Genomic DNA, 20989 nt, shown 5'->3' with positions numbered 1-20989 from the left:
CCTCCTGTTTCGACGAAATCGTATGACGAACGACGAAAAATCAGCTACCGAACACGAGTAGTTGTATGTCAGTGGAGGAGTAGTTGTACGTGGTCGCGTGAGTAGTTGTAGGTCGGCGACTGTGTAGTTACAGACCAGTTGGCGCGTCGATGAAGGTTGTCACCATGCCCCAGTCCTCGGCGAGCGATTCGAGCGAGCGCACGCCGAACGTCTCCGTCGCGTAATGTCCCGCGAGGAAGACGTTCAGTTCGGCCTCCCGCGCCTCGTGGTAGACCTTCTGTTTCCCTTCGCCGGTAACGAGCGCGTCCGCGCCGACGTCGACGGCCTCGTCCAACCAGTCCGCACCGCTGCCGGTGACGATGGCGACGTGTTCGATCTCGTCGGGACCGAAATCGAACCCTCGTACGCCTTGCCCACCGGTGTCGAGTTCGTCGGCCAACAGCTCGCCCAGTTCCTCCCTCGTGAATTCGCCATGACCCTGTTGGCCGATGTGTTCCGGTCCCATCCGACCGAACGGCTCGCGCGATTCGAGTCCGAGCAGGTCGGCGATGCCTGCCGCGTTGCCGAGTTCGGGATGGGAGTCGAGCGGGAGGTGGGACACGTACAGCGCTACGTCGTTCTCGATGAGTGGCGCGATTCGTCGGTAGTCGCGCCCCGTGACGCGCTCGATACCGCCCCACGAGAGTCCGTGGTGGACGACCAGCGCGTCCGCACCCCACTCCACCGCTTCCTCGATGGTCTGTTCCGCGGCGTCCACGGCGAACGCGACGCGTTCCACGGCGACGGACTCGGGGTCGTCCGGGCCGACCTGTAGCCCGTTCGCGCTGGCGTCGATGTCGGCGAAGTCCCCTGTTCGAAGTCGGTCGTCGTACCGCTGGGTGAGTTCGGCGAGGTTCATGCGTGACACTCGTGGTTCCGACGGCTTGTATGCCCCGGCTTTCACGCGGCCTGCCATCACGGTTAAGGGGTTTCCGGGACGATATTTAGGTCCCCATCAGGGGAAAAGCGACAGACGAGGTGTTCGTTATGAGCAAGCTCCGTAAGGCCATGTCTACGTGGCGACGTCTTCCACGACGGTTCAGGCGACGTATCATGCGCAAAGTACGGCGCGCGCTCTAACCGCGCCTCTCCGCTTTTCGGGACGACCGTTTCGACTACGGAGCGGCATCTCTGCAATCCGCTCTCGTTCGCTGTCTTGCTGTCTTTCAAAAATGACTGCAAACTCCCGTTTCGGGTACGATGCTCAGTCCGTCGTTCCGGCGTGTGAAAACACGAACTCGCGCAACAGCTTTCCGGCGAGGGAGGCCGCTTGGCCGTCGTCGCGGTCGTTCACTTCGACGACATCGAAGCCGACGACGTCCGTCGTTTCGGCGACGTCGCGCACGACGTCGCGCATCTCTCGCGGCGACAGGCCGAACGGTTCCATCGTGCCGGTGCCGGGCGCGAACGCGGGGTCAGCGCCGTCGATGTCCACGCTGAGGTACGCGGTGCCGTCGAAATCGGGCTGCCAGTCGGCCACGTCTTCCGGCGGCACGACGGTCACGTCCGATTTCGCGGCGCGCTCCCACTCTTCTTCGCTGCCGGTTCGAGCGCCCAAGATAATCGCTTCGTCGGCGACGTCGAGGACGTGGCGGGTGACGGTCGCGTGGCTCAACGGGTTGCCGTCGTACTCCTCGCGCAAGTCGAGGTGGGCGTCGAGGCAGACGAACACGTCGGGGTCGGTCGCGCGAACGGCCGCCCCCGTGACGGTGTGTTCGCCCCCGAGGAGGAGCGGAACGGCGTCGTCCCAAACTACGTCGGTGACGACGCCTTCGAGGTACTCCACGTACTCCTCGGCGTCGTCCCACGCGTACACGTCACCGTGGTCGTGCACTGAACAATCGGAAAAATACTGCCCGGTTCGGTGGTCGTAGTCGTCGAACGTCCGAGCAAACTTCCGGATTTCGTCGGGACCGAACCGTGTACCGGGTTGAAACGTGGTGGACACGTCGAGCGGCGCACCCACCACCACGAAGTCCGCATGTCCGCGGTCGGTAGACGCGCCGGGGAACATTTAACGTACGATTTTACGTTGTTCTTCCATCTCGAGGTACTCGATGGTGTCGTCGGGCGAGATGTCCATTCCCTCGGGCGTCTTGATGGTGATGGTCTCGTAGGTGTCGAGGTCCATGACCTGTGCGACGGTTTCGCTTTCGACGCTGACGACCTGTCCCTGTTTGCGGTTGATGATCGGGACCCAGATCTTCGCGTCGACGGGCTGGCTCAGGCTTCGCTTCTTGCCGTCGAAAACGCCTTTGCCCTCGATTCGGGCCTTCGCGCTGCCGTGTTTGCCGGGCTTTGCCGTGCTGTAAGAGTTAATGACGCACGCGGCGTCGTCCATCATCAGGTAGTTGCCTTCTTTAAGCTCGCGGACTTCCTTTTGCTCTTTCGCCATATCGCGGAATTGCCCTCCCGTCGGTATAAACCGTTTGGAAACGCTCCGCTGTCGCTCCATCGGTGTCGAGAGTGAAGAATACACAGAAACCCCGAATAGAACCCGGATGGGAAACGTTTTCCACGACGCCTACGACCGTGGCTGGCTTGCGCCAGTTTCACGAACGCCGTTTTCACGCCGTCCGTTACTTGGTCTTCACGACCGTCCTTGCGGACGATTATCGCGTCGCTTCGGTTTTCCGTCGGAGCGTTGACCTCGTTGTCGTTTGACCGACGACTTGGTGTTTGCTCCGCGTTTCTGCCTAATCGACGGAAACCATCCGGTTTGTTCTCGGAGTTCCTGCTACAACTGAACCTTGGTCATCGATGGTTATGAACCTTTTTCAGGAGTTCGCACATGTTGGATGTGAACAAATGTCATGGAAGGACTTTTGCTTCTCGGCTCGAATCGCCACATATGCCGGAACATCCGCTGAAACAGCGGTTCGTCCTCGATACATCCGTCTTCCTCTCCGAGGAAATCCGCGTCGGAGACGAGGGATTGGAGGACGCCATCGAACGACTTCTCGACTCCATCGCCACCGCGAAACTCGCGCTCAACATCTCCTGTTACATTCCGCCCTCCGTTCACGACGAACTCACCGCCATCCTCGAAGAGCGCGGCGTCTCGGAGCCCGTCCTCTCGAAACTCGAAACGTGGGTCATCAAGAAGAACCCCGCCCGCTTCGAGGTGATGATTCCCGCCGATCTCGTCTACCGGTTCATCGACGAGATGAGCGGCCGCGTGGACAAGGGACTCCGCGTGTCCGAAAACGCCGTCAGGGAAGCGTCCGACAACGGACAGGCCGACGTGGGGACGGTCATCTCCGACCTCAGAAGCCAGTACCGTTCCACGCTCCGCCGCGGCGTCCTGGACTCCCGCGAGGACTTCGACCTGCTCATCCTCGCCCGCGAACTCGACGCGGGCGTCGTCACCGAGGACACCGGCATCATCAACTGGGCCGAGGATTTCGGCCTGCGCTACCTCCGCGGCCGCGACTTCCCGCCGCTCCTCGAATCGTACCTCGACGCGAGCGAAGAGATGTGATTTCGAATTAAACGGAACGAACTCCCTCTCGTCGCCAAAATCCGGTTACGCGTGCCGTTCGAGGAACGATTCGACGCGTCCTAATCCGTCTTCTAACTCCTCGGCGGGCAGTCCGAACCCGATGCGGAAGTACCGGTCGTAGCCGAACAGGGTCCCCGGCGCGAGGACGACGCTCTCCTCTTCCACGACGCCGCGACAGAACGCCTCGGCGTCTTCGAACCCGTCCGGAATCCGAACGAACCCGTTGACGCCGACCGGGTCGTACCACTCCAGTCCGTGTTCGTCCACGAACTCGCGCACGCGGTCGCGGTTGCTCGCCGCCAACTTGCGGTTTTCCGCGAGAATGTCGTCTTCGTGCTCGCCGAGCGCCTGCCGAGCGACGTGCTGGTCGATGATACCCGGCGAGATGGTGGTGTAGTCCTTCCACTCCCACGCACTTTCGACGACCTCTTCCGCCCCGACGAGCCAGCCGAACCGCAGGCCAGCGAGTCCGTAGGCCTTCGTGAGACTCGTCGTGCTGATGCCGTACTCGCCCATGCTGGCCACGGGGTCCACGGGGTCGGACGCGAGCAGTCGGTACACCTCGTCACAGAGCAGGTACGCCCCGGCGTCTTCCGCGAGGTCGTAGACGGCCTCGACCTTCTCCTGCGGATGGTACCGGCCGGTCGGATTGTTCGGGTTGTTGAGGACGACGACGTTCGTATCCTCCCGAATCGCGTCGGCGACGGCGTCCACGTCGAGTTCCCACTCCGGCGGTTCGAGCCACACCCTGCTCACCTCGCCCATCGACTCGGGGACGGCGTGGAGTGCTTGGTAGGTCGGTGTGACAACCACTGCGTGTCCATCATCGTCCAGCAGACTGAGGAACGCCAGAAAGTTCGCTTCCTGCGTTCCGCAGGTGAACAGCACTTCGTCTTCGCTCCGACCGTAGCGCTCGCCGACCTCGGCGCGGAATTCGGGGTCCCCGTTCGTCGGGATGACGTAGCCCAACTCGCCGGGGTTCAAATCGAAGCGGTCGGCGTCGAGGCTTCGGATGCCGCTCTCGGCCAGCATGATGTCGGCCTCGTGTTCGTACTCGGCGAACCAGCGCTCCAAGCCGAAGGGTTCGATGTTCATACCCGGACTTGGGCGCGGTCGGTCGAAAAGCTACGGAATGGGGCAGCTCGTGCGTTTCGATAGAGCGCCCCTCCTGGGCCGAGAATTCACTCCTCGAAAACGCCGCTCGTGTGGAGTATAAGCACCCCGGCACCCACCACATCAAACCAAACGAACGCATCGAGACCGAGGAAATCCGGGAGCGGCGACCCACTGAGTTGTACCGCCACCGCGGCGAGCAGTATGGATACGATACCGATGACGTTGCCGCGGACGCGACGAGACTCAGTGCTCATCGTCGTGCCAATTCCGTCCGGGAGGTATTAAATCACGGCACCGTCCGTGGGACGAAATTTGTTTAGCGACGGAACCAACCGAGGTGATTTCGCTCGATTCAGGGAACGCCGACGTACTTGTGACGGCGGTAGAGGTACAGCAGACCGAGGGGGATGCCGATACCGAACCACATGGCGAGGCCGAGGAGGGTGTATTCGGACCGAGGTTCCCACTCTGACACCGACGCGATGTACCGCCGGTCGAAGTGAATTCCGACTGCGACGGCGGCGGGGGCGGTGAAATACGCGAGAGCGAGAACGAGTCCGACCAGCGGCGGAAGGTACGAGAGGGTACTCGACGGTTCGAGGCGGAAGGCAATCGCGGAAACCGATAGGCCGAGCGTGGCGGAAACTGACAACAGCAGACTCGGGAGGAGGAGTATCCACCAGTGGCTCTCGGTGTTCGTGGCGGCGGACCGGACGGTTGTAGTCACATCTTCAACGTGTCTCCGGCGTGCAAAAAGGATATTGAAACCCATATGACAGTAGGTGGCGGACGACGAACTCCAAGACGGCAACGGCGTCAACGAGTTCCTACTCCCCGCCTCGATCCCGCAGGTTCTGGCGCGTGAACTGCGGCGTCGCCCGAATCCCGCGCCGCTTGCGGAACGAGCGGTAGAGCAGGAGGGTGATGAACAGCGAGATAACTCCGGCCACCGCGGCGGCGGGGAACGCTTCCGCGGCGTACAGCACCGCCGTCGTCAACCCGCCGAAGGCGAGGAGGATGCCGTAGATGAGGCGTTTGGCCAGCAGGTCGAACACGTCGTTGTTGTCCTCGATGCTGACGCGGGCGTAGAGGTCGTCGCGGTCGATGCGGTCCAGCGCCCGTTCCAGTTTCGGCGGCGTCCGAACGAGCGACTGGGCCGACGCTTGCAGTTGGTCGCCCGTTTCGGAGACGTACTGCTTGATGGACTCCTCGCGGTAGCCCTCCTCGGTGAGGTACTCCGTCGCCACCGCGATGAAGTCGAAGCCGGGGTCGAGCGTGACACAGACCCCTTCCACGACCGTCGCCACGCGGAGAACGAGCGCGAGGTTCGACGGCAACCGGAGCGGGAACTCGTAAATCGTGTCTTCGACTTGCGAGACGATTTGTTGGACGCGGTAGGTCTCGATGTCCTCGCCCCGCGCGTCCTCGATGGCGAGTTCCATCACCTTCCCCATCGTCACCCGGTCGGCTTCCGGGCTGAGGGTCCCCATCTCGATGAGGGCGTCGAGGATGCCCTCGATGTCCTGGTTCGCCACCGCGATGTAGAAGTCCACGATTTTGCGCTGGATGAACTCGTCCACCCGCCCGCTCATGCCGAAGTCGTAGAAGATGATGCGCCCGTCGTCCGTGACGGCGAGGTTGCCCGGATGGGGGTCGGCGTGGAACACGCCGTCCTGAATTATCATCTGGAGGTACGCCCGCTGGAGCGTCTCGGCGAGTTCGTGGCGGTCGAGTCCCTCCTCGTCGAGTTCGTCGACGCGGTTTATTTTCGTCCCGCCGAGGTACTCCATCGTGAGGACGCGGGACCCGGAACGACTCGTGATGACGCGCGGAATGGCGATGTCCGGGTCGTCCGCGAAGTTCTCGCGGATTTCGGTCAACATCGACGCCTCGCGGCCGTAATCCATCTCCTCCCGAATGGTGCGGCCGAACTCGTCGGCGAGGTTTTCGAGCGAGAAGGCTCGCGCCTGTCCGATAAAGCGCATGAGGAGCGGGAGCGACCAGCGGATGACCCGCAGGTCCGCCTCGACCAACTCCTCGATGCCGGGGCGTCTGACCTTCACGGCGACGCGCTCGCCGTCGATTTGCGCGGCGTACACCTGTCCGAGACTCGCGCCGCTTATCGCCTCGGTGTCGAACTCGTCGAAGTGATCCTCGACGGGGCCGAGTTCGGCCTCGATGACCCGTTCTGCGTCCTCCCACGGCGCTGGCGGCACTTCGTCCTGAAGCTTCGAGAGTTCGTCCACGTACTCCGGCGGGAGGATGTCGGGGCGCGTCGAGAGCAACTGCCCGAGTTTGATGAACGTCGGGCCGAGGGTGAGCAGCGATTCGAGGAGCGTGTTCGCCCGCTCGATTCGCATCTCGCTGGTCACCCGTCGGGACGACCCGAAAAACAGGAATCGGTTCCGGTCGCGGGCGTAGCTCACCAGCAGCGGCAGGAAGTGCCATGCGACGACGACGAACCGACGGTATGCGCGGAGGAATGCCAGTGTGACCACCCGCGCTTAGCGGCTCGTGACCGGCACCGACTCGTCGGGAGCCGACGACTGTTTGGGGAGCGTGATTTCGAGGACGCCACGACCCACCGCGGCTTCCGCACCCGCGCCGGTCGCGTCCGGCGGGAGCGGGAGTTCGGCGTCGAGGAACAGGGGCCGCTCCTCGCTCACGTAGTCGAACTCCATGGGGACGTTCTTCTCGCGCCGCGCTTCTATCTGGAGGCGGCCATTCGTCACGTCGATGTCGATAGTTTCCTCGGTGACGCCGGGCATATCGAGGACGAGGAGATACGCCTCATCGTTCTCCAACAGGTCCGCGAACACGGCGTCCGGGAGTTCTCGCAACGCATCGCGCAGCGCTGACATAGTTCCGTGTTAGGAGGCAGGACCGAAAAAGGGTACGGTATCGACGGTCGTGTTACCATCCGAGCACGAACGCGCCGATGGCGAAAAACAAGACCCCGGCGACCACGAAGGGAAGTCCCTTCCACGCCACGCGCAACGTCGCGCCGCGTTCGTCCGTGTCGGAAACGAGGAATCGCGTATCCTCCCCGTGGCCGATGACGACGTTCACCTCGCCCGCGTCGTGTCCGGCGCTCGCGTCGTAGCGCGCCTCGCCGAGGATGTGAACCGACTCGTCGGGGTCGAGCCGCCGTTCGATGTATTTGCGGTCCTTTCCCGTGTTCAACTCGACCACCTTCAGGTCGAGGCTTCGTTCCTCGGAGTCCACGTCGTCGTTTCGCCGGATGAACTCCACGACCCGTTCGGGCGGCCGCGTCCCGCCGCGGACGTCGATGGAGCGTTCGGCGCTGAAGCGAAAGTCGGCCGCGCGCGGATCGACGAGCGCGCTCGCCGTCTCGTCCTCGATGCGGAAGGGCGTGTGGTTCCGCCCCGAATCGATGGTCTCCCAGTGGCGACCGTTCTTCGAGTTGCGCTCTTCTTTCACGACGTACTCGTAGGCGAGACACTCCGTTCCGGTGAACGGCGACGTGACGGTCCCCCGTTCGGGCTGGGCGGTCCCTTCGACTTCGACCGGGCCGCCGTCGCCCAACGACATCACGTCGCTCGGGTCGTTGGTGAGGATACGATACGCGAGCACGAGTTCGCGCCCGCCGTACCAGATCATCACGCAGCCGAGAACGACGGCGACACCGGCGAGGGCGAGGGCGAACGGGTGGTTGAGGAGGGCCATGCGGGACGATGCTGTCTACGGAACGATAAGTGTTCCCCGCTCCCTTTTTGCCCATCGTCCCGAACGGGTTCATATGAGCGACCATCAACCGGACAGAAAACGGTCCGGGTTCAAGGAAACGACGCGCGTGTCGGCGGCGCGCGACCGATTGCGCGAGGTCGTCGCCGGTCACGACCGAACCGATTCCATCCCGCTCCGCGACGCGGATGGACGGATCCTCGCGGAACCGGTCGATGCCCCGCGAAACGTCCCCCACTACTCGCGGGCGGCGATGGACGGCTACGCGGTTCGTGCGCAGGACACCTTCGGAGCCAGCGGCCGGTCGCCCGAGGTCCTCCGCCGCGCGGAGGAGATGGCACCCGGCGCGGCGGTTCGAGTGCACACCGGGAGCGAGGTACCGGAGGGCGCGGACGCCGTGGTGATGATAGAGCAAATCGACGAGTTCGGCGAGGAGGTCGAGGTGTTCGACGCCGTGGCGGAGGGCGAAAACGTCGCTCCCGTCGGCGAGGACGTGGAGGCGGGCCAATCGCTGTACGAGGCCGGACATCGACTTCGCCCGTCGGACCTCGGCATGTTGAAATCCGTCGGCGTGAGCGAGGTCACGGTGTACGACCGGCCGCGCGTCGCCGTGATTCCGACCGGCGAGGAACTGGTGCAGGCCGACCCGGAACCGGGCGAAGTCATCGAGACGAACGGCCTCACCGTCACCCGTCTGGTCGAGCGGTGGGGCGGCAGCGCGACCTACCACGACGTCGTGACCGACGACGAGGACCGACTCCGCGAGGCCATCGAGTCGAACCTCGACCACGATATCGTCGTCACGACCGGCGGGTCCTCCGTGGGGGCACGCGACCTGCTCCCGGAAGTCGTCTCCTCCATCGGCGACGTCGTCGTCCACGGCGTCGCGCTGAAACCGGGCCATCCCGTCGCGCTCGGCATCGTCGAGCACGGCTCGGCGAACAGTCGGAACGCTTCGAGTTCCGAGGGTGCGGTCGAAGGGACGCCGGTCGTGATGCTTCCCGGCTATCCCGTCGCCTGTATCATCAACGCGATGCAGTTCCTCCGCCCCGCGCTGAAGTGGTCCGGTCACCTCCCGCTGGAGGACCCCCCGACGACCGCCGCCCGCCTCGGACGCAAGATTCGGAGCGAACCCGGCGTCCGGTCGTTCGTCCGGGTGACGCTGGACCGCGAGGGCGACGAACCGGTCGCAACCCCGACGCGAGCCAGCGGGTCCGGCGTCCTCTCCAGCGTCGCGCTGGCCGACGGCTGGGTCGAGGTTCCCGAAGGACGCGAGGGGATTCCCGAGGGCGAGACGGTCGCCGTGGCGAACTGGGAGTGGTCCGCATGACTTCGACCGGACAATCCGCGTCCGATAGCGTCACGCTCACCGCGGGGGGATTCGCGTGACCGACCGAAAGGAGTTCCGCGACCTCGCCGAACCGGAACGAGCGCACGAGGCGATTGCATCGCTCGACCTCTCACCCGAACCGGAGTCGGTCGCGCTCACGGAGGCGCGCGGTCGCGTGCTGGCCGAGCGGTTCGACGCGGAGCGCGACGTGCCGGGGTTCGACCGCGCGAGCATGGACGGCTTCGCGGTCAAAGCGCGGGATACCTTCGGAGCGGACGAGGCCGACCCAACCGTCCTCGACCTCGTTGGGGAGGTTCACGCCGGGACGGAACCCGACGTGGAAGTCGGCGAGGGCGAAGCCGTCGAGATCTCCACCGGGGCCGTGATGCCGCCCGGCGCGGACGCGGTGGTGATGGTCGAGCGAACCGACTACGTGGACCGCGACGACGGGACGGGCGTCGAAATCCGAACCGCCGTGGCACCCGGCGACCACACCATGCTGGCCGGGGCGGACATCGCGGCGGGCCAGCGCGCCCTCGGCCCCGGAACGCGACTCACCGCCCGCGAAATCGGCTTGCTGTCGGCCCTCGGCGTGGACGAGGTGCCCGTCCGCGGAACGCCCCGCGTCGGCATCATCTCCACGGGCGACGAACTCGTCCGCCCCGGCAACCCGCTGTCGGACGAGGCGGGCCAAATCTACGACGTGAACAGCTACACCATCGCCGCCGCCGTCGAAGAGGCGGGCGGCGACCCCGTTCTGTACCCCCACGCTGGCGACGACTACGAGGAGATGGAGCGCCTACTGTTGGAGGCTTCCGAGGAGTGCGACCTCGTGCTCTCTTCCGGTTCGACCAGCGCGAGCGCCGTGGACGTCATCTACCGCGTCATCGAATCGCGCGGCGAACTCCTGCTCCACGGCGTCGCCGTCAAACCCGGCAAGCCGATGCTCATCGGGCGGTTCCCCGATTCCGCGTACGTCGGCCTGCCGGGCTACCCCGTCTCCGCGCTGACCATCTTCCGGGCCTTCGTCGCCCCTGCCATCCGCGAGGCGGCCGGACTCCCCGCCCCCGCCACCGCGACCGTCAACGCGCGGATGGCGACCGAGGAGCGCTACGGCGAGGGCCGAATGCGACTCATGCCGACCGGTCTGGTCGAGGACGAACACGGCCGCACACTCGCCTACCCGGTGGACAAGGGCAGCGGGGCCACGACCAGCCTCGTGGAGGCCGACGGCGTGGTGACGGTGCATCCCGACACGGCCTATCTCGCGGAGGGTGAGGAGGTTTCCGTGCGACTCTTCTCGCCGGACGTTCGCCCGCCGTCCGTCCTCGGCGTCGGCGAGGACGATCCCGCCCTCTCCCGACTGCTCGATTCGCTGGACTCTCCACGGTACCTCCCGTTCGGCAGTCGGGAAGGGTTGCGCCGCCTCCGGAATGGCGTACCCGACTTCGCGGTGGCGACCGGGGAGACGGAACCACGGTCCGACGAACGTGCGAGCGGCGACGCCGCGAGCGATGCGGAATCGCGGTCCCCGAGCACGGGCACCGAACTCGCCTCCTACGTCCGCGAGTGGGGACTCATCGTTCCTCCCGACAACCCAGACGACATCGAGGGGTTGGCCGACCTCGTGGACCGCGACCTCCGATTCATCAACCGCGGGACGAACTCCGGCCTTCGGACCACGCTCGGGAACGCCGTCGCCGACCTCGCCGAGGAGCGCGAAACGACGCGCCACGAACTCGTCGAATCCATCACCGGATTCGAACTCACGGTGAAGGCCCACGAAAGTCCGGCCAGAAAGGTCGCCGCCGGGACAGCGGATGCCGGACTCGGGTTGCGCTCGACGGCGGACGAACTCAACCTCGGGTTCGTCCCGCTCGGCGAGGAGCGAGTTCGCATCCTCGTCAATCCGAACCGCGAGGAAAAGGCGGGCGTCGAGGAACTGGCGGCCGCGCTCGACTCGACGTTAGTCGGTGTTCTCGAAGGTCTGTCCGGCGTTCGACCATAGCTCGTCGAAGCTGTTCACGCGGTAGTCGCCGAGGACGCACTGTCTCCGACGGGTCGGGTCGTGTCGCTCGACGTGGACCGCATCCAGCCCCGCGTTCCACGCCGCGCCGATGTCGCTCGACCCGTCGCCCGCGAGGACGCCGCGGTCGGTGCCGTTGACGTCGAGTTGTCCCATCGCGTGTTCGACCGGTTCGGGGTCGGGTTTCCAGCCCAGTTGTTCGTCACAGCAGACGACGGTATCGAACCAGTCGCGGATGTCGAGTCCGTCGAGCACCGGGTCGGTGAGGAACTGCTGACAGTGGGTCACCAATCCGACCGGGCAGTCGAGGTCGGCGACGAACGCGGCGTCGTCGTAGAGGTAGGTGTTTTCGGCGCGAACCTCCGGGTCCTCGATGGAGTGGAACGCCTCCCAGAACTCCACCGGGTCGAGACCCCACCGTCGGAGTTGGGCGTCGCGAGACCCGCCGAGACCGTGCCAGATGATTTCGGATTCGTAGTCCGTAAACTCGTAGCCGAGCCGGTCACTCACCCGCTCGAACACCGAGCGAACGTACGACGGGTCGATGTCGATGAGCGTCCCGTCCAAATCGAGCAGCCAAAAATCGTACTCACGGGCGACCATTGGGGTTCATATAGTAGTGCTCCTTTGCTTATAAGTCTTCGTCTAGAGCCACTCGTCCGGCGCGCGAAAAATAGGCGTCGTGACCGGCCGTTCAGTCCGCCGACGACTCCACTTCCCGTCCCGCCTCCCGCTCCGACTCCGGCGGTTGGTCGTAGAGGTGACAGGCCGCGGGGTGTTCGCGGCTCTGGAGCATCGGGGTCCGGCGCTCACAGATGCTCTCGAAGCGTTCCGCCATCACGGCGATGGCACCGTCGCGGTCGCCCGCGACGAACCGGTCGAACGATTCGGAGACGGTCGCGCGGTTTTCGCCCTCCAGTTCGTCGTCGAACAGTTCGTCCCACAACTCGGCTTCGAGAGCCTCGTCGTCTACGTCTTCGGGTTTCTTCTCCGCACCGGCGGCCAACTCCCGAACGCCCTTCAGGGAGAGTTCGCCCGATTCGAGCCGTTCTCGGTAATCCATCACCTCGCGGTACGCGGATTGGGAAATCTCGATGTCGTCGGGAGGAATGACGTTCGGACACCGCGTTCGGAAGTGACACCCGGACGGCGGATTGCGCGGCGACGGCACGTCGCCCGAGAGCGTGTGGATGTCGCGCTCTTGCTCGCTCGTATCGGCGCGCGGCACGCTCTCCAGCAGGGCCTTCGTGTAGGGGTGTTGCGGGTCGGTGAATATCTCGTCCACCGGCCCGAGTTCGACGATTTCGCCGAGGTACATCACCGCCACGCGGTCGGAGATGTGCCGAACCACCGAGAGGTCGTGGGCGATGAACAGGTACGTCAGGCCGAGTTCGTTCTGGAGGTCCTGCAGGAGGTTCAACACCTGCGCCTGCACGGACACGTCCAGCGCCGAGACGGGTTCGTCCAGCACGATGAAGTCCGGTTCCAGTGCCAGCGCGCGGGCGATGCCGATGCGCTGGCGCTGCCCTCCGGAGAACTCGTGGGGGTAGCGGTCTATCTGCTCCGCCGACAACCCGACTCGTTCCATGAGGTCTTCGACGCGCTCGCGGCGTTCCGTCCGCGACCCGACGCCGTGAACGTCCAGCGGTTCGCGGATGATTTCGCCCGCCGTCATCCGCGGGTCGAGGCTGGAGAAGGGGTCCTGAAAGACGACTTGCGCCCGCTTTCTGAACTCCGTCAGGTCGTCCATGTCGTAGACGTTCCGACCGTCGAAGACGACCTTCCCGTCCGTCGCGTCGCGGAGGCTCAACAGGGTCTCCCCCGTCGTGGATTTTCCACACCCGGACTCGCCGACTAATCCGAGGGTTTCGCCCTCTTCGATGGCGAACGAGATGCCATCGACGGCTTTCACGCTCTTCGGCTCACGACCGAGGATTCGGTCGGTCAGGGTGTTCTGTTCGAAGTAGTACTTCTGCAGTTCCTCGACGCGAACGAGATGGTCGGTCATCGTTTCTCCTCCGTTTGGGATTCTCCGAAGTGGTTCGACGAGAGCGCGCGCGACTCGTCGTACTCGGTTTCGGTGAGAACGCAGCGCGCTTCGTGTTCGGTGCTACCGCCCGCGTCGTGCATCGACGGATGGGAGAGACACTCCTCCATCGCCTTCGGACAGCGGTCGGCGAAGTAACAGCGCTCGCCCATCTCCGAATCCAGCAGGTCGGGGACGTTCCCCTCGATGGGTTGGAGACGCGGTGCCGGGTCCTCCAAGTCGGGAAGCGACCCGAGCAATCCTTGCGTGTACGGATGGACCGGCGCGTCGAACACGTCTTCGAGGGTTCCGCGTTCGACCAGTTCACCGGCGTACATCACGCCGACGCGATCACACATCCGCGCGACGACGCCGAGGTTGTGCGTGATGAGCATGATGCTCATTCCGGTCTCGGCCTGCAAGTCGCGGAGCAGGTCGAGGATTTGGGCCTGTATCGTCACGTCGAGCGCCGTCGTCGGCTCGTCCGCGATGAGCAGGTCCGGTTCACCGGCGAGCGCTTGGGCGATCATCGCCCGCTGGAGCATCCCGCCCGAGAACTGGTGGGGATACTCGTCGGCGCGGTCCGCCGGGTCGGGGATACCGACCTGTTCGAGCAGTTCGATCGCCTTCGCGCGGCTCGGTTCGCTGACGTAGCTTTGGGAGGGGAGCACCGTGCCCGCGACGAGGCTCGCGAGGCCGTACCCTTGCGTCCGCGAGCGGGTCGAACGCGGGTTCGACCTCGCCCGGCGCTGCACCTCGACGGCTTCGGCTATCTGCTCGCCGACGGGTATCGACGGGTTCAGGCTGCTCATCGGGTCCTGAAATATCATGCTGAACGACGGTCCGCGCAAGGCGCGGCGCTCGCGCGTCGTCAGCTGACGGATGTCCACGAACTCGCCGTCGACCGCCTCGGGACGGTCGCCCTCGACTTCTTCGGCGAGCGTGGCGTTTCGATACCACACCTCGCCCGACGTGATTTTGCCGGGCGACTCCACGAGGTCGATGATGGAGAGCGCAGCGACGCTCTTCCCCGACCCGGACTCGCCGACCACGCCGAACACCTCTTCCTCCTGCACGTCGAAGCTGATGGACTCACAGGCGTTGACCTGCCCCTTCTCCGTGAAGAAGCGGGTCGAGAGGTCGCGCACGCGAAGCAGGTCGCTCATACGCCACCTCCTTCGCCCTCGATACCGGGGTCGAGCGCGTCGCGCAACCAGTCACCGACGAGGTTGATGCCGATAACGGTGATGACGATGGCGAGCCCCGGAACCGTCGAAATCCACCACGACGTGGCGAGGTAGTCTTTCCCCTGTGCGATGTCGAATCCCCACGAGAGGTTCACCCCGGAGAAGCCGAGGTACGAAAGCGAGCTTTCGAGGAGGATGATGGCCGCGATTTGAATGGTGGCGAGCACGATGATGGGCGTCACGCTGTTCGGCAGGATGTGCTTTCGAAGGATAAAGGAGTCCTTCGCGCCGACCGAGCGGGAGGCTTTGACGTACTCCTCGCCGACCACCGTTAGGGCCTCGCCGCGCGAGACGCGGGCGAACCAGACCCAGTTCACGAGCGCGACGACGATGACGACCGTTCCCGGAATCGCGATTTGACCGGGCATCCCCGAGACGAGTCCGGCGGCGACTACCGGGTCGGGTATCGTGAACACCGACCGCCTGAACATGCCGACCAGCGCTATCGCTAACACCAGCGACGGGAACGCCAGCATGATGTCCGCGCTCCGCATCAGCGCGTCGTCCACGATTTCGCCGTAGTACCCCGCGACCAACCCGACGGTGACGCCGATGAGCATCGCCAGCACCGTCCCGAAGAGACCGACGAGAAGCGACGTTCTCGCGCCGTAAATCACCCGTGAGAGCATATCGCGCCCGAGTTGGTCCGTTCCGAGCGGATGCGACGGCTGTGCCTTGACATACGTCGTGTTGTTGGTGATCTGTATCTCGCCATCGACCATCTCCGAACTCGTTTGGGTCGTCTTCTTGCTGAACCCGAGCGGCGGCAGTTTCGAGTTGTCGAGGTTCTGCCGGTTCGGATTGTGCGGTGCGATAACCGGGGCGAACACCGCGACGAGTACCACAGCGATGACGACGACGATGCCGATTTTCGCCAAGAGGCTCTGACGGAACTCCCGCTTGAGGTTCCGAAGCGTCCGCGGCGAAATCATTCGTAGACCACCTGCGGGTTGATGTACGCGTACAGGAAGTCCACGAAGATGTTCACGAGGACGAATCCGGTGCCGATGACGATGAGCGACCCCTGAATCAGCGGCCAGTCACGGGCGTTGATGGAGTTGATGACCAACGTCCCGAGCCCCGGCCACGCGAACACCGATTCGGTGATGACGGCACCGCCGATGAGCGTTCCCAACTGCAAGCCGAGGACGGTGATGACGGGAATGAGGGTGTTTCGGAGCGCGTGTTTGTATCGCACCAGCGTCTCCGGGAGTCCCTTGGCCCGCGATGCTCGGATGTAGGTCTTGCCCAGTTCGTCGAGCATGCCGCTCCGGGTGAGCCGCGTGATGAGCGCGGTGAAGTACGTTCCCAGCGTTATCGCCGGGAGGAAGATGTGTTTCGCCCAGGTTACGAGTCCGCTCACGCTTCCCTGCGAGAACAGCATCTCCACCGCGGGCACGAACCCGATACCGCGATGACTCGTCGGGAACGGTCCCCCGACCGCGAGGAGCAACACCAGCATGATGCCGAGCCAGAAGTTCGGCGTGCTGATTCCCGCGAGCGAGAACGTCGTCGCGGCGTAGTCCACCGGGTCGTGTCGCCGCGTCGCGCTGATGACGCCCAGCGGAATCGAGAGCACGATTGCGACGATGCTCGACGCAACCGCCAACTCGACCGTCGCCGGGAGGCGGGCGAAGATGCGCGTGCTGGCTTGCGTTCCCGAGATGAACGAGTAGCCCATGTCCCCGTGGAGCAAGTTCCAGATGTACTCGCCGTACTGGACGTACAGCGGTTGGTTCAGCCCGAGTTCGACCGCGATTCGATGTTTCAGCGCCGGACTGGCATCCAAGGGGGCGATGACCGTAATCGGGTTCCCGGGCGTGACGAATCGGAGCAGAAACACCACGGTCACGACCCCCCAGATGACGAAGATTCCTTGGACGCTCCGTCGGAGCAGAAATCGTCCCATCGACATCTATAACCACCCCATCGATAGTGCGTTCATCTACTTTGGAGAGATAGCGTATGCGTCGATGCGTTCGTCCGTACGGGCCTTCCACTTGAGACGCTGGCTGACGCCGTACACGCTGTACTGCTGGTTGAGGAATATCCACGGCGCTTGGTCGTGGAGAATTTTGTTCACCTCCTTCAGTTTCCCGTTGCGCTTGTCGCCGTCGGGCATGTTCTGTGCCTCCTTCATCAGCTTGTCCACCTTCTCGTTGCTGTAGGAGGTCAGTGCGCCGTCGGTCGTGAGCAGCGGAATGATGGTTTGGCTCGCATCGAACGTCGCGTTCCCCCAACCGATGAGGTAGAAGTGCGGTCCCGTCTTTATCTTCCCGTCCGTCAGCTCTCCCGCGAGCGCGTTGAAGTCTCGCTGTTGAACCGAGCAGTTGACGTTCTTGAGTTGGTCTATCTGCTGGGCCACCGCTTGCGCTATCTCCAAGTCCTTCAGGTACCGTCCGACGGGCGTGTGAAGGGTAATCGTCGCTCCGGCGTTGCCGCTCTCCTCGACCAGTCGTTCCGCCTTCTTCTTGTTCGCCGGGTACGGTTCGACGTTAGAATTGTAGCCGGTGAACTCCTTCAGCGTGGGCTGACCGGTCTGGTCCGCGAAGCCCGAAAGCACGTTCTTGATGATGCTCTGGAGGTCGATGGCGTAGTTCATCGCCTGCCTGAACTTCGGACTGTCGAACGGTTTCACGTCGTAGCGCATCGCGTTGTAGATGATGCGCGTGCTCGGAACCGCCGCGAGGCGGGATTTCGAGTTCCCCTTCACGCGTCCCGCATCCTGCGGCGGCACGTTGACGATGATGTCCGTCTCGCCGTTGACGAGTTGGTTCACCCGCGTGCTGGACTCCTTCGCCGCGTTGAACGTGAGTTCCGAAACCGAGGCCGGTTCCTGCCAGTAGTCCTCGTTGCGCTCGAAGACGACCTTCACGTCCTCCGTGTAATCCTTGAGTTTGAACGGTCCGGTCCCGTTCATGTTCTTCGCGACGTAGTTCTTGTCGTGGCTTTCGACCCACGACTTCTGCATGATGTCACAGTAGGACGCGAAGAGGGCGAAGATGATGGGATTCACCCCGTCCGACGTGACTTCCACCGCGCCGTCCATGGCTTTCGCACCCGTCACGCCCGACAACTGGTCTTTCTGTGGGCTTTCGAGCCCGCCGACGCCGGACTTCACGATGCGGTTGATGCTGAAGGCCACGTCCTCCGCGGTCAGCGTGTCGCCGTTGTGGAACTTCACGCCGTCGCGGATGGTGAATTTGACCGTCTTGTCGCCGGTCCGCTCGTACTTCGTCGCCAGCTTTTTGATGATTTTCCCGTCCGCGTTGCGCGAGAGCAGACCCTCGTAGGCCTGTAGGACGACGTTATCCGTGGTCGTCTCCCGGTGGTTATGTGGGTCGAGCGTGGACGGCATCTGTCCTTGCGTGATGGTCGCGGGGAAATCCCCTGTCGTGTTTCCGCCGCCATCCCCTCCGCTGTCGGTACTGGACGTTTGACCGTCGGTTCCATCCTGATTCTGGTTGTCCCCACCGCCAGTACAGCCCGCCAGGGCCGCTGACGCCGCTGCGCCTCCTGCAAACTTCAAATACGTCCGCCGATTTAGTCGCTCATCGGGCATACCCTGACATGGCGGGTAATTGCATATATATCTGTGGTATGGGACAACATCGCCCGTGTCCCATTATCTCATGACACTTTATAACGAACCTAACCGCAGATTTATGTGACCCGATACCGAACCGGGAAATATGGCCGTTCACGGCCGTCATCCCTCATTACGTGATCTGTTCGATGAGTCGCCCACCCCACACATCGCCCACCCACCCCACACCCATCACCGTGATTTCTACGTCACGAGCGACGGGTCGTTCGACCGGGAGTCCGGTGCCGGTGGACTCGGCGTAATCATCGAAACGCGCGACGGCAGGCGCGTCGCCCGTCTCTCCGTCCCCGACAGTGACGTGCCCGACAACAACGTCGCCGAGTATCGGGCGCTCCACCTCGGCCTCGACGTGTTGGCCGTCCGCGCACCCAGAAACGCACGCGTCGGCGTGCTAGTGGACCACGACCAACTGGCCGCCAACGTCAACAACGCCGTCCTCGCCCACAACCGGACGGATTGCCGACCGCCGAAACCGTTCTCCGTCCCGCTCGCGGGCAAACACCACTGGCGGGGTATCCGCGCCAGAATCGCCGGGTTCGGCGAACTCCGTGCCGCACGGATTCGAAGCGAGCAGAACCCCGCTCATCCGCTGGCGAACGCACCCGAGCAGTACGCGCACGTCAACCGCGAACCCGAGCGGTGTCTCCTCCCCGACGTACCGGAGTCGAGCGAACCGCAGATTCCGCCGCCGTCCCGCGCCGACAGACACGCGAGCGGGTGAGACAGCGACGAGATTCGCGTTTCCCCGTCGATTTCCGGCAGACGAACGCGGTCGAGTAGCCTGCTGATCCGATTTCCGTTGACTCGGTTTCCGCCGATCCGATTTCCACTGCCCCGATTTCGAGTCACCGGAACCGATAGCTAATTCAAACGGGACGAGCGATTTCAGCCAGAGACGCATGCCGTCGAATCGAAGCCGGAGAGTCCTCGCTTTCGTGCTCGCGCTCGCACTGATCGGCTATGGTGGCTATTCGCTGTACAGCCAGCACCGAAAGATCACCACCTACGAGACGACGGACGGAACCGTCGTTTCGACCGCCGTCCACTCGGAGCGGACGGGGAAACCCAGCATATTCGGCGATTCGAAGTCGTACTATCCCACCATCGACTACCGCTATTCGGTCGCCGGGACGACCTACCGGAACGATAACGTCTACTCGTCGAGCAAAATCCCCGGCGGGGAGCGACCGGAGGCCACCGCGCTCGTGAATCGGTACGCGGAGGGCAAACGAGTCACCGTCCACTACGCGGCGGACGACCCCTCGAAGTCGTTCCTGTCCGGCAACTACACCTTCTTCCCGGCGTACCTCGTCCTGCTCGCCGGGTTGGTCCTCCTCCGCGACAGTCTGAACCCCGGTTCCGTTTGGGTTCGGAAGCTACTCCCGAACCGGGACACCGGACGCCAAAAGGGGAGCGAGTCGATACTCGCCGACCCGCCGTCCCTCGACGCGGACGAGTGGGACGACGACTGGCCGACGCGCCGGTCGGACTCGACGGCGGCCGACGTGAACGCGCACACGGACACCCCGATAACCGACGACCGTCACCTGCTGGCGCTCTCTGCGGGGTTCTACGTCGCCGTCGTCGCCGTCTTCGCGCACTACTTCCTCGTTTCGGGCCGCCCCTACAGTTCCGTCGCGTACGTGAGCCTCCTCGTCGGCGCGGTCGCGTTCGCGTTCGAACTCCGGTCCGACTTCTGAGAGGTTCGGGTCCCGGTCCCGTTCGGCCGCCGATTCGCGTTCGGTCCGATACTAGAATTACTCACGAATCCGGGAGATACGGACAGCGAAACGCCTACTATCTCCGTTTGAGTGGGACATCACGGTGGCACGCGAATGGGCACGCGGATACTCGATTGGTTCTCGCGGTACTGGAAGCGCAAGACGGATCGGCCGGACTACAGACAGGCGTACGTCAAACTCCCCCTCGACACGGACCTGCCGTCGTTGGCGTCCGAGTTCGAACGCGTTTGCGAGGGCAGACTCGACCGCGTTCCGCGCCGGGATTCGTTGGTCGTCGATACCGATTTCATCCCCGAAGCGCGGTTCGACGGGGAGCGGTTCGCGGAGTTGGTCGCCGAACTGAAAGCCCGGTCCCCCGAGCGGTACGCCCTCCACGACTCCACGAAGTGGCGACGGCACGAGGGCGGCGTAGCGAAGATGCACACCGTCGTCCCGGTAAAACGGTTGTACTCGGTCGATGAGGAATCGACGGCGTACGAACCCTCCGTCAGCGACCGACCGCGGTAGATGGAAGTAGTTAGTATCATTTAGTAGATATCAGTACCTTCCAGTTCATTTTAGTGATGCACTTTCGGCCGTCGTTTTCGACGGCCAGAGATGGTTCTGGCGCGATGGCATTCGCGTCCCCGAAAAAGAGCCGTTCACGTGC

21 protein-coding genes are annotated in these 20989 nt (G+C 63.9%); 6 read left to right on the top strand and 15 right to left on the bottom strand.

Annotation, left to right across the window (positions count from 1 at the left end; all coding sequences use genetic code 11):
• Window positions 1–127: 127 nt before the first annotated feature.
• From OPC11_RS03385 to OPC11_RS03375, 3 genes are all read right to left on the bottom strand, one after another.
• Entirely contained in the window at window positions 128–898 is a 771-nt protein-coding gene (locus OPC11_RS03385) for a Nif3-like dinuclear metal center hexameric protein (protein WP_264781012.1), read from the bottom strand.
• Between the two features lie 345 nt (window positions 899–1243).
• Window positions 1244–2053 (bottom strand): agmatinase, encoded by an 810-nt coding sequence (gene speB / locus OPC11_RS03380; protein WP_007977928.1) that lies wholly within the window; start codon window positions 2051–2053, stop codon window positions 1244–1246.
• On the bottom strand, window positions 2054–2434 hold the full coding sequence (locus OPC11_RS03375) for a translation initiation factor IF-5A (RefSeq protein ID WP_007977927.1): 381 nt from the start codon (window positions 2432–2434) through the stop codon (window positions 2054–2056).
• A 456-nt stretch (window positions 2435–2890) separates the two neighbouring features.
• Between OPC11_RS03375 and OPC11_RS03370 the strand changes: the two genes are divergently transcribed.
• The gene (locus OPC11_RS03370) at window positions 2891–3520 is read left to right on the top strand and encodes an RNA ligase partner protein (protein ID WP_007977926.1); all 630 of its coding nucleotides are present in this window, start codon (window positions 2891–2893) and stop codon (window positions 3518–3520) included.
• A 45-nt stretch (window positions 3521–3565) separates the two neighbouring features.
• Here the strand turns inward: OPC11_RS03370 and OPC11_RS03365 are convergent, their stop codons facing one another.
• The 6 genes from OPC11_RS03365 to OPC11_RS03340 all read right to left on the bottom strand — a co-directional run bounded on the left by OPC11_RS03365 (window position 3566) and on the right by OPC11_RS03340 (window position 8344).
• On the bottom strand, window positions 3566–4636 hold the full coding sequence (locus tag OPC11_RS03365) for an aminotransferase class I/II-fold pyridoxal phosphate-dependent enzyme (protein WP_264781011.1): 1071 nt from the start codon (window positions 4634–4636) through the stop codon (window positions 3566–3568).
• Window positions 4637–4722: 86 nt separating this feature from the next.
• A complete protein-coding gene (locus OPC11_RS03360) occupies window positions 4723–4911 on the bottom strand; it encodes a hypothetical protein (RefSeq protein WP_264781010.1) in 189 nt (62 codons plus the stop codon).
• A 98-nt stretch (window positions 4912–5009) separates the two neighbouring features.
• Complete coding sequence (locus tag OPC11_RS03355) at window positions 5010–5384, bottom strand: hypothetical protein (RefSeq protein WP_264781009.1); 375 nt, start codon at window positions 5382–5384, stop codon at window positions 5010–5012.
• 100 nt (window positions 5385–5484) lie between these two features.
• On the bottom strand, window positions 5485–7155 hold the full coding sequence (locus tag OPC11_RS03350; RefSeq protein ID WP_007977917.1) for an AarF/ABC1/UbiB kinase family protein: 1671 nt from the start codon (window positions 7153–7155) through the stop codon (window positions 5485–5487).
• Window positions 7156–7161: 6 nt separating this feature from the next.
• Window positions 7162–7518, bottom strand: a complete 357-nt coding sequence (locus OPC11_RS03345; RefSeq protein WP_007977916.1) for an Hsp20/alpha crystallin family protein — start codon at window positions 7516–7518, stop codon at window positions 7162–7164.
• A gap of 52 nt (window positions 7519–7570) precedes the next feature.
• Entirely contained in the window at window positions 7571–8344 is a 774-nt protein-coding gene (locus OPC11_RS03340) for a GIDE domain-containing protein (RefSeq protein ID WP_007977915.1), read from the bottom strand.
• A 73-nt stretch (window positions 8345–8417) separates the two neighbouring features.
• Here OPC11_RS03340 and glp point away from each other — a divergent pair, with 73 nt between their 5' ends.
• A complete protein-coding gene (glp, locus tag OPC11_RS03335) occupies window positions 8418–9692 on the top strand; it encodes a gephyrin-like molybdotransferase Glp (RefSeq protein ID WP_264781008.1) in 1275 nt (424 codons plus the stop codon).
• A gap of 55 nt (window positions 9693–9747) precedes the next feature.
• The gene (locus tag OPC11_RS03330) at window positions 9748–11700 is read left to right on the top strand and encodes a molybdopterin biosynthesis protein (RefSeq protein ID WP_264781007.1); all 1953 of its coding nucleotides are present in this window, start codon (window positions 9748–9750) and stop codon (window positions 11698–11700) included.
• On the opposite strand, the gene OPC11_RS03325 is transcribed toward OPC11_RS03330, so the two are convergent.
• The 6 genes from OPC11_RS03325 to OPC11_RS03300 all read right to left on the bottom strand — a co-directional run bounded on the left by OPC11_RS03325 (window position 11659) and on the right by OPC11_RS03300 (window position 18553).
• Window positions 11659–12321 carry an HAD family hydrolase gene (locus tag OPC11_RS03325; protein WP_264781006.1) on the bottom strand — a complete coding sequence of 221 codons (663 nt, stop codon included), beginning with the start codon at window positions 12319–12321 and terminating at the stop codon, window positions 11659–11661. The two genes, OPC11_RS03330 and OPC11_RS03325, sit on opposite strands and share 42 nt — an antisense overlap.
• Window positions 12322–12412: 91 nt before the next feature.
• Window positions 12413–13726, bottom strand: coding sequence for an oligopeptide/dipeptide ABC transporter ATP-binding protein (locus OPC11_RS22080; RefSeq protein WP_303648934.1), 1314 nt, complete (start codon window positions 13724–13726; stop codon window positions 12413–12415).
• The gene (locus OPC11_RS03315) at window positions 13723–14910 is read right to left on the bottom strand and encodes an ABC transporter ATP-binding protein (protein ID WP_264781005.1); all 1188 of its coding nucleotides are present in this window, start codon (window positions 14908–14910) and stop codon (window positions 13723–13725) included. Before OPC11_RS03315 ends, OPC11_RS22080 begins: the two co-directional genes overlap by 4 nt.
• Entirely contained in the window at window positions 14907–15923 is a 1017-nt protein-coding gene (locus OPC11_RS03310; protein WP_007977904.1) for an ABC transporter permease, read from the bottom strand. The genes OPC11_RS03315 and OPC11_RS03310 overlap by 4 nt, the downstream gene beginning before the upstream one ends.
• A complete protein-coding gene (locus OPC11_RS03305) occupies window positions 15920–16906 on the bottom strand; it encodes an ABC transporter permease (protein WP_007977902.1) in 987 nt (328 codons plus the stop codon). Before OPC11_RS03305 ends, OPC11_RS03310 begins: the two co-directional genes overlap by 4 nt.
• A 30-nt stretch (window positions 16907–16936) precedes the next feature.
• Complete coding sequence (locus OPC11_RS03300) at window positions 16937–18553, bottom strand: ABC transporter substrate-binding protein (RefSeq protein WP_264781004.1); 1617 nt, start codon at window positions 18551–18553, stop codon at window positions 16937–16939.
• Window positions 18554–18683: 130 nt separating this feature from the next.
• Between OPC11_RS03300 and OPC11_RS03295 the strand changes: the two genes are divergently transcribed.
• From OPC11_RS03295 to OPC11_RS03285, 3 genes are all read left to right on the top strand, one after another.
• The gene (locus OPC11_RS03295; protein ID WP_007977899.1) at window positions 18684–19319 is read left to right on the top strand and encodes a reverse transcriptase-like protein; all 636 of its coding nucleotides are present in this window, start codon (window positions 18684–18686) and stop codon (window positions 19317–19319) included.
• A gap of 214 nt (window positions 19320–19533) precedes the next feature.
• The gene (locus OPC11_RS03290) at window positions 19534–20298 is read left to right on the top strand and encodes a DUF3592 domain-containing protein (protein WP_264781003.1); all 765 of its coding nucleotides are present in this window, start codon (window positions 19534–19536) and stop codon (window positions 20296–20298) included.
• Window positions 20299–20433: 135 nt separating this feature from the next.
• A complete protein-coding gene (locus tag OPC11_RS03285; RefSeq protein ID WP_007977894.1) occupies window positions 20434–20847 on the top strand; it encodes a hypothetical protein in 414 nt (137 codons plus the stop codon).
• The last annotated feature ends 142 nt before the right edge of the window (window positions 20848–20989 follow it).

The sequence above is a fragment of the Haladaptatus sp. T7 genome (genome assembly GCF_026008575.1).
In the GTDB taxonomy this organism is placed as follows: Archaea; Halobacteriota; Halobacteria; order Halobacteriales; family Haladaptataceae; genus Haladaptatus; species Haladaptatus paucihalophilus.
The sequence above is the reverse complement of the archived record's forward strand: the minus strand, read 5'-3'. Positions and strand labels throughout refer to the sequence as shown.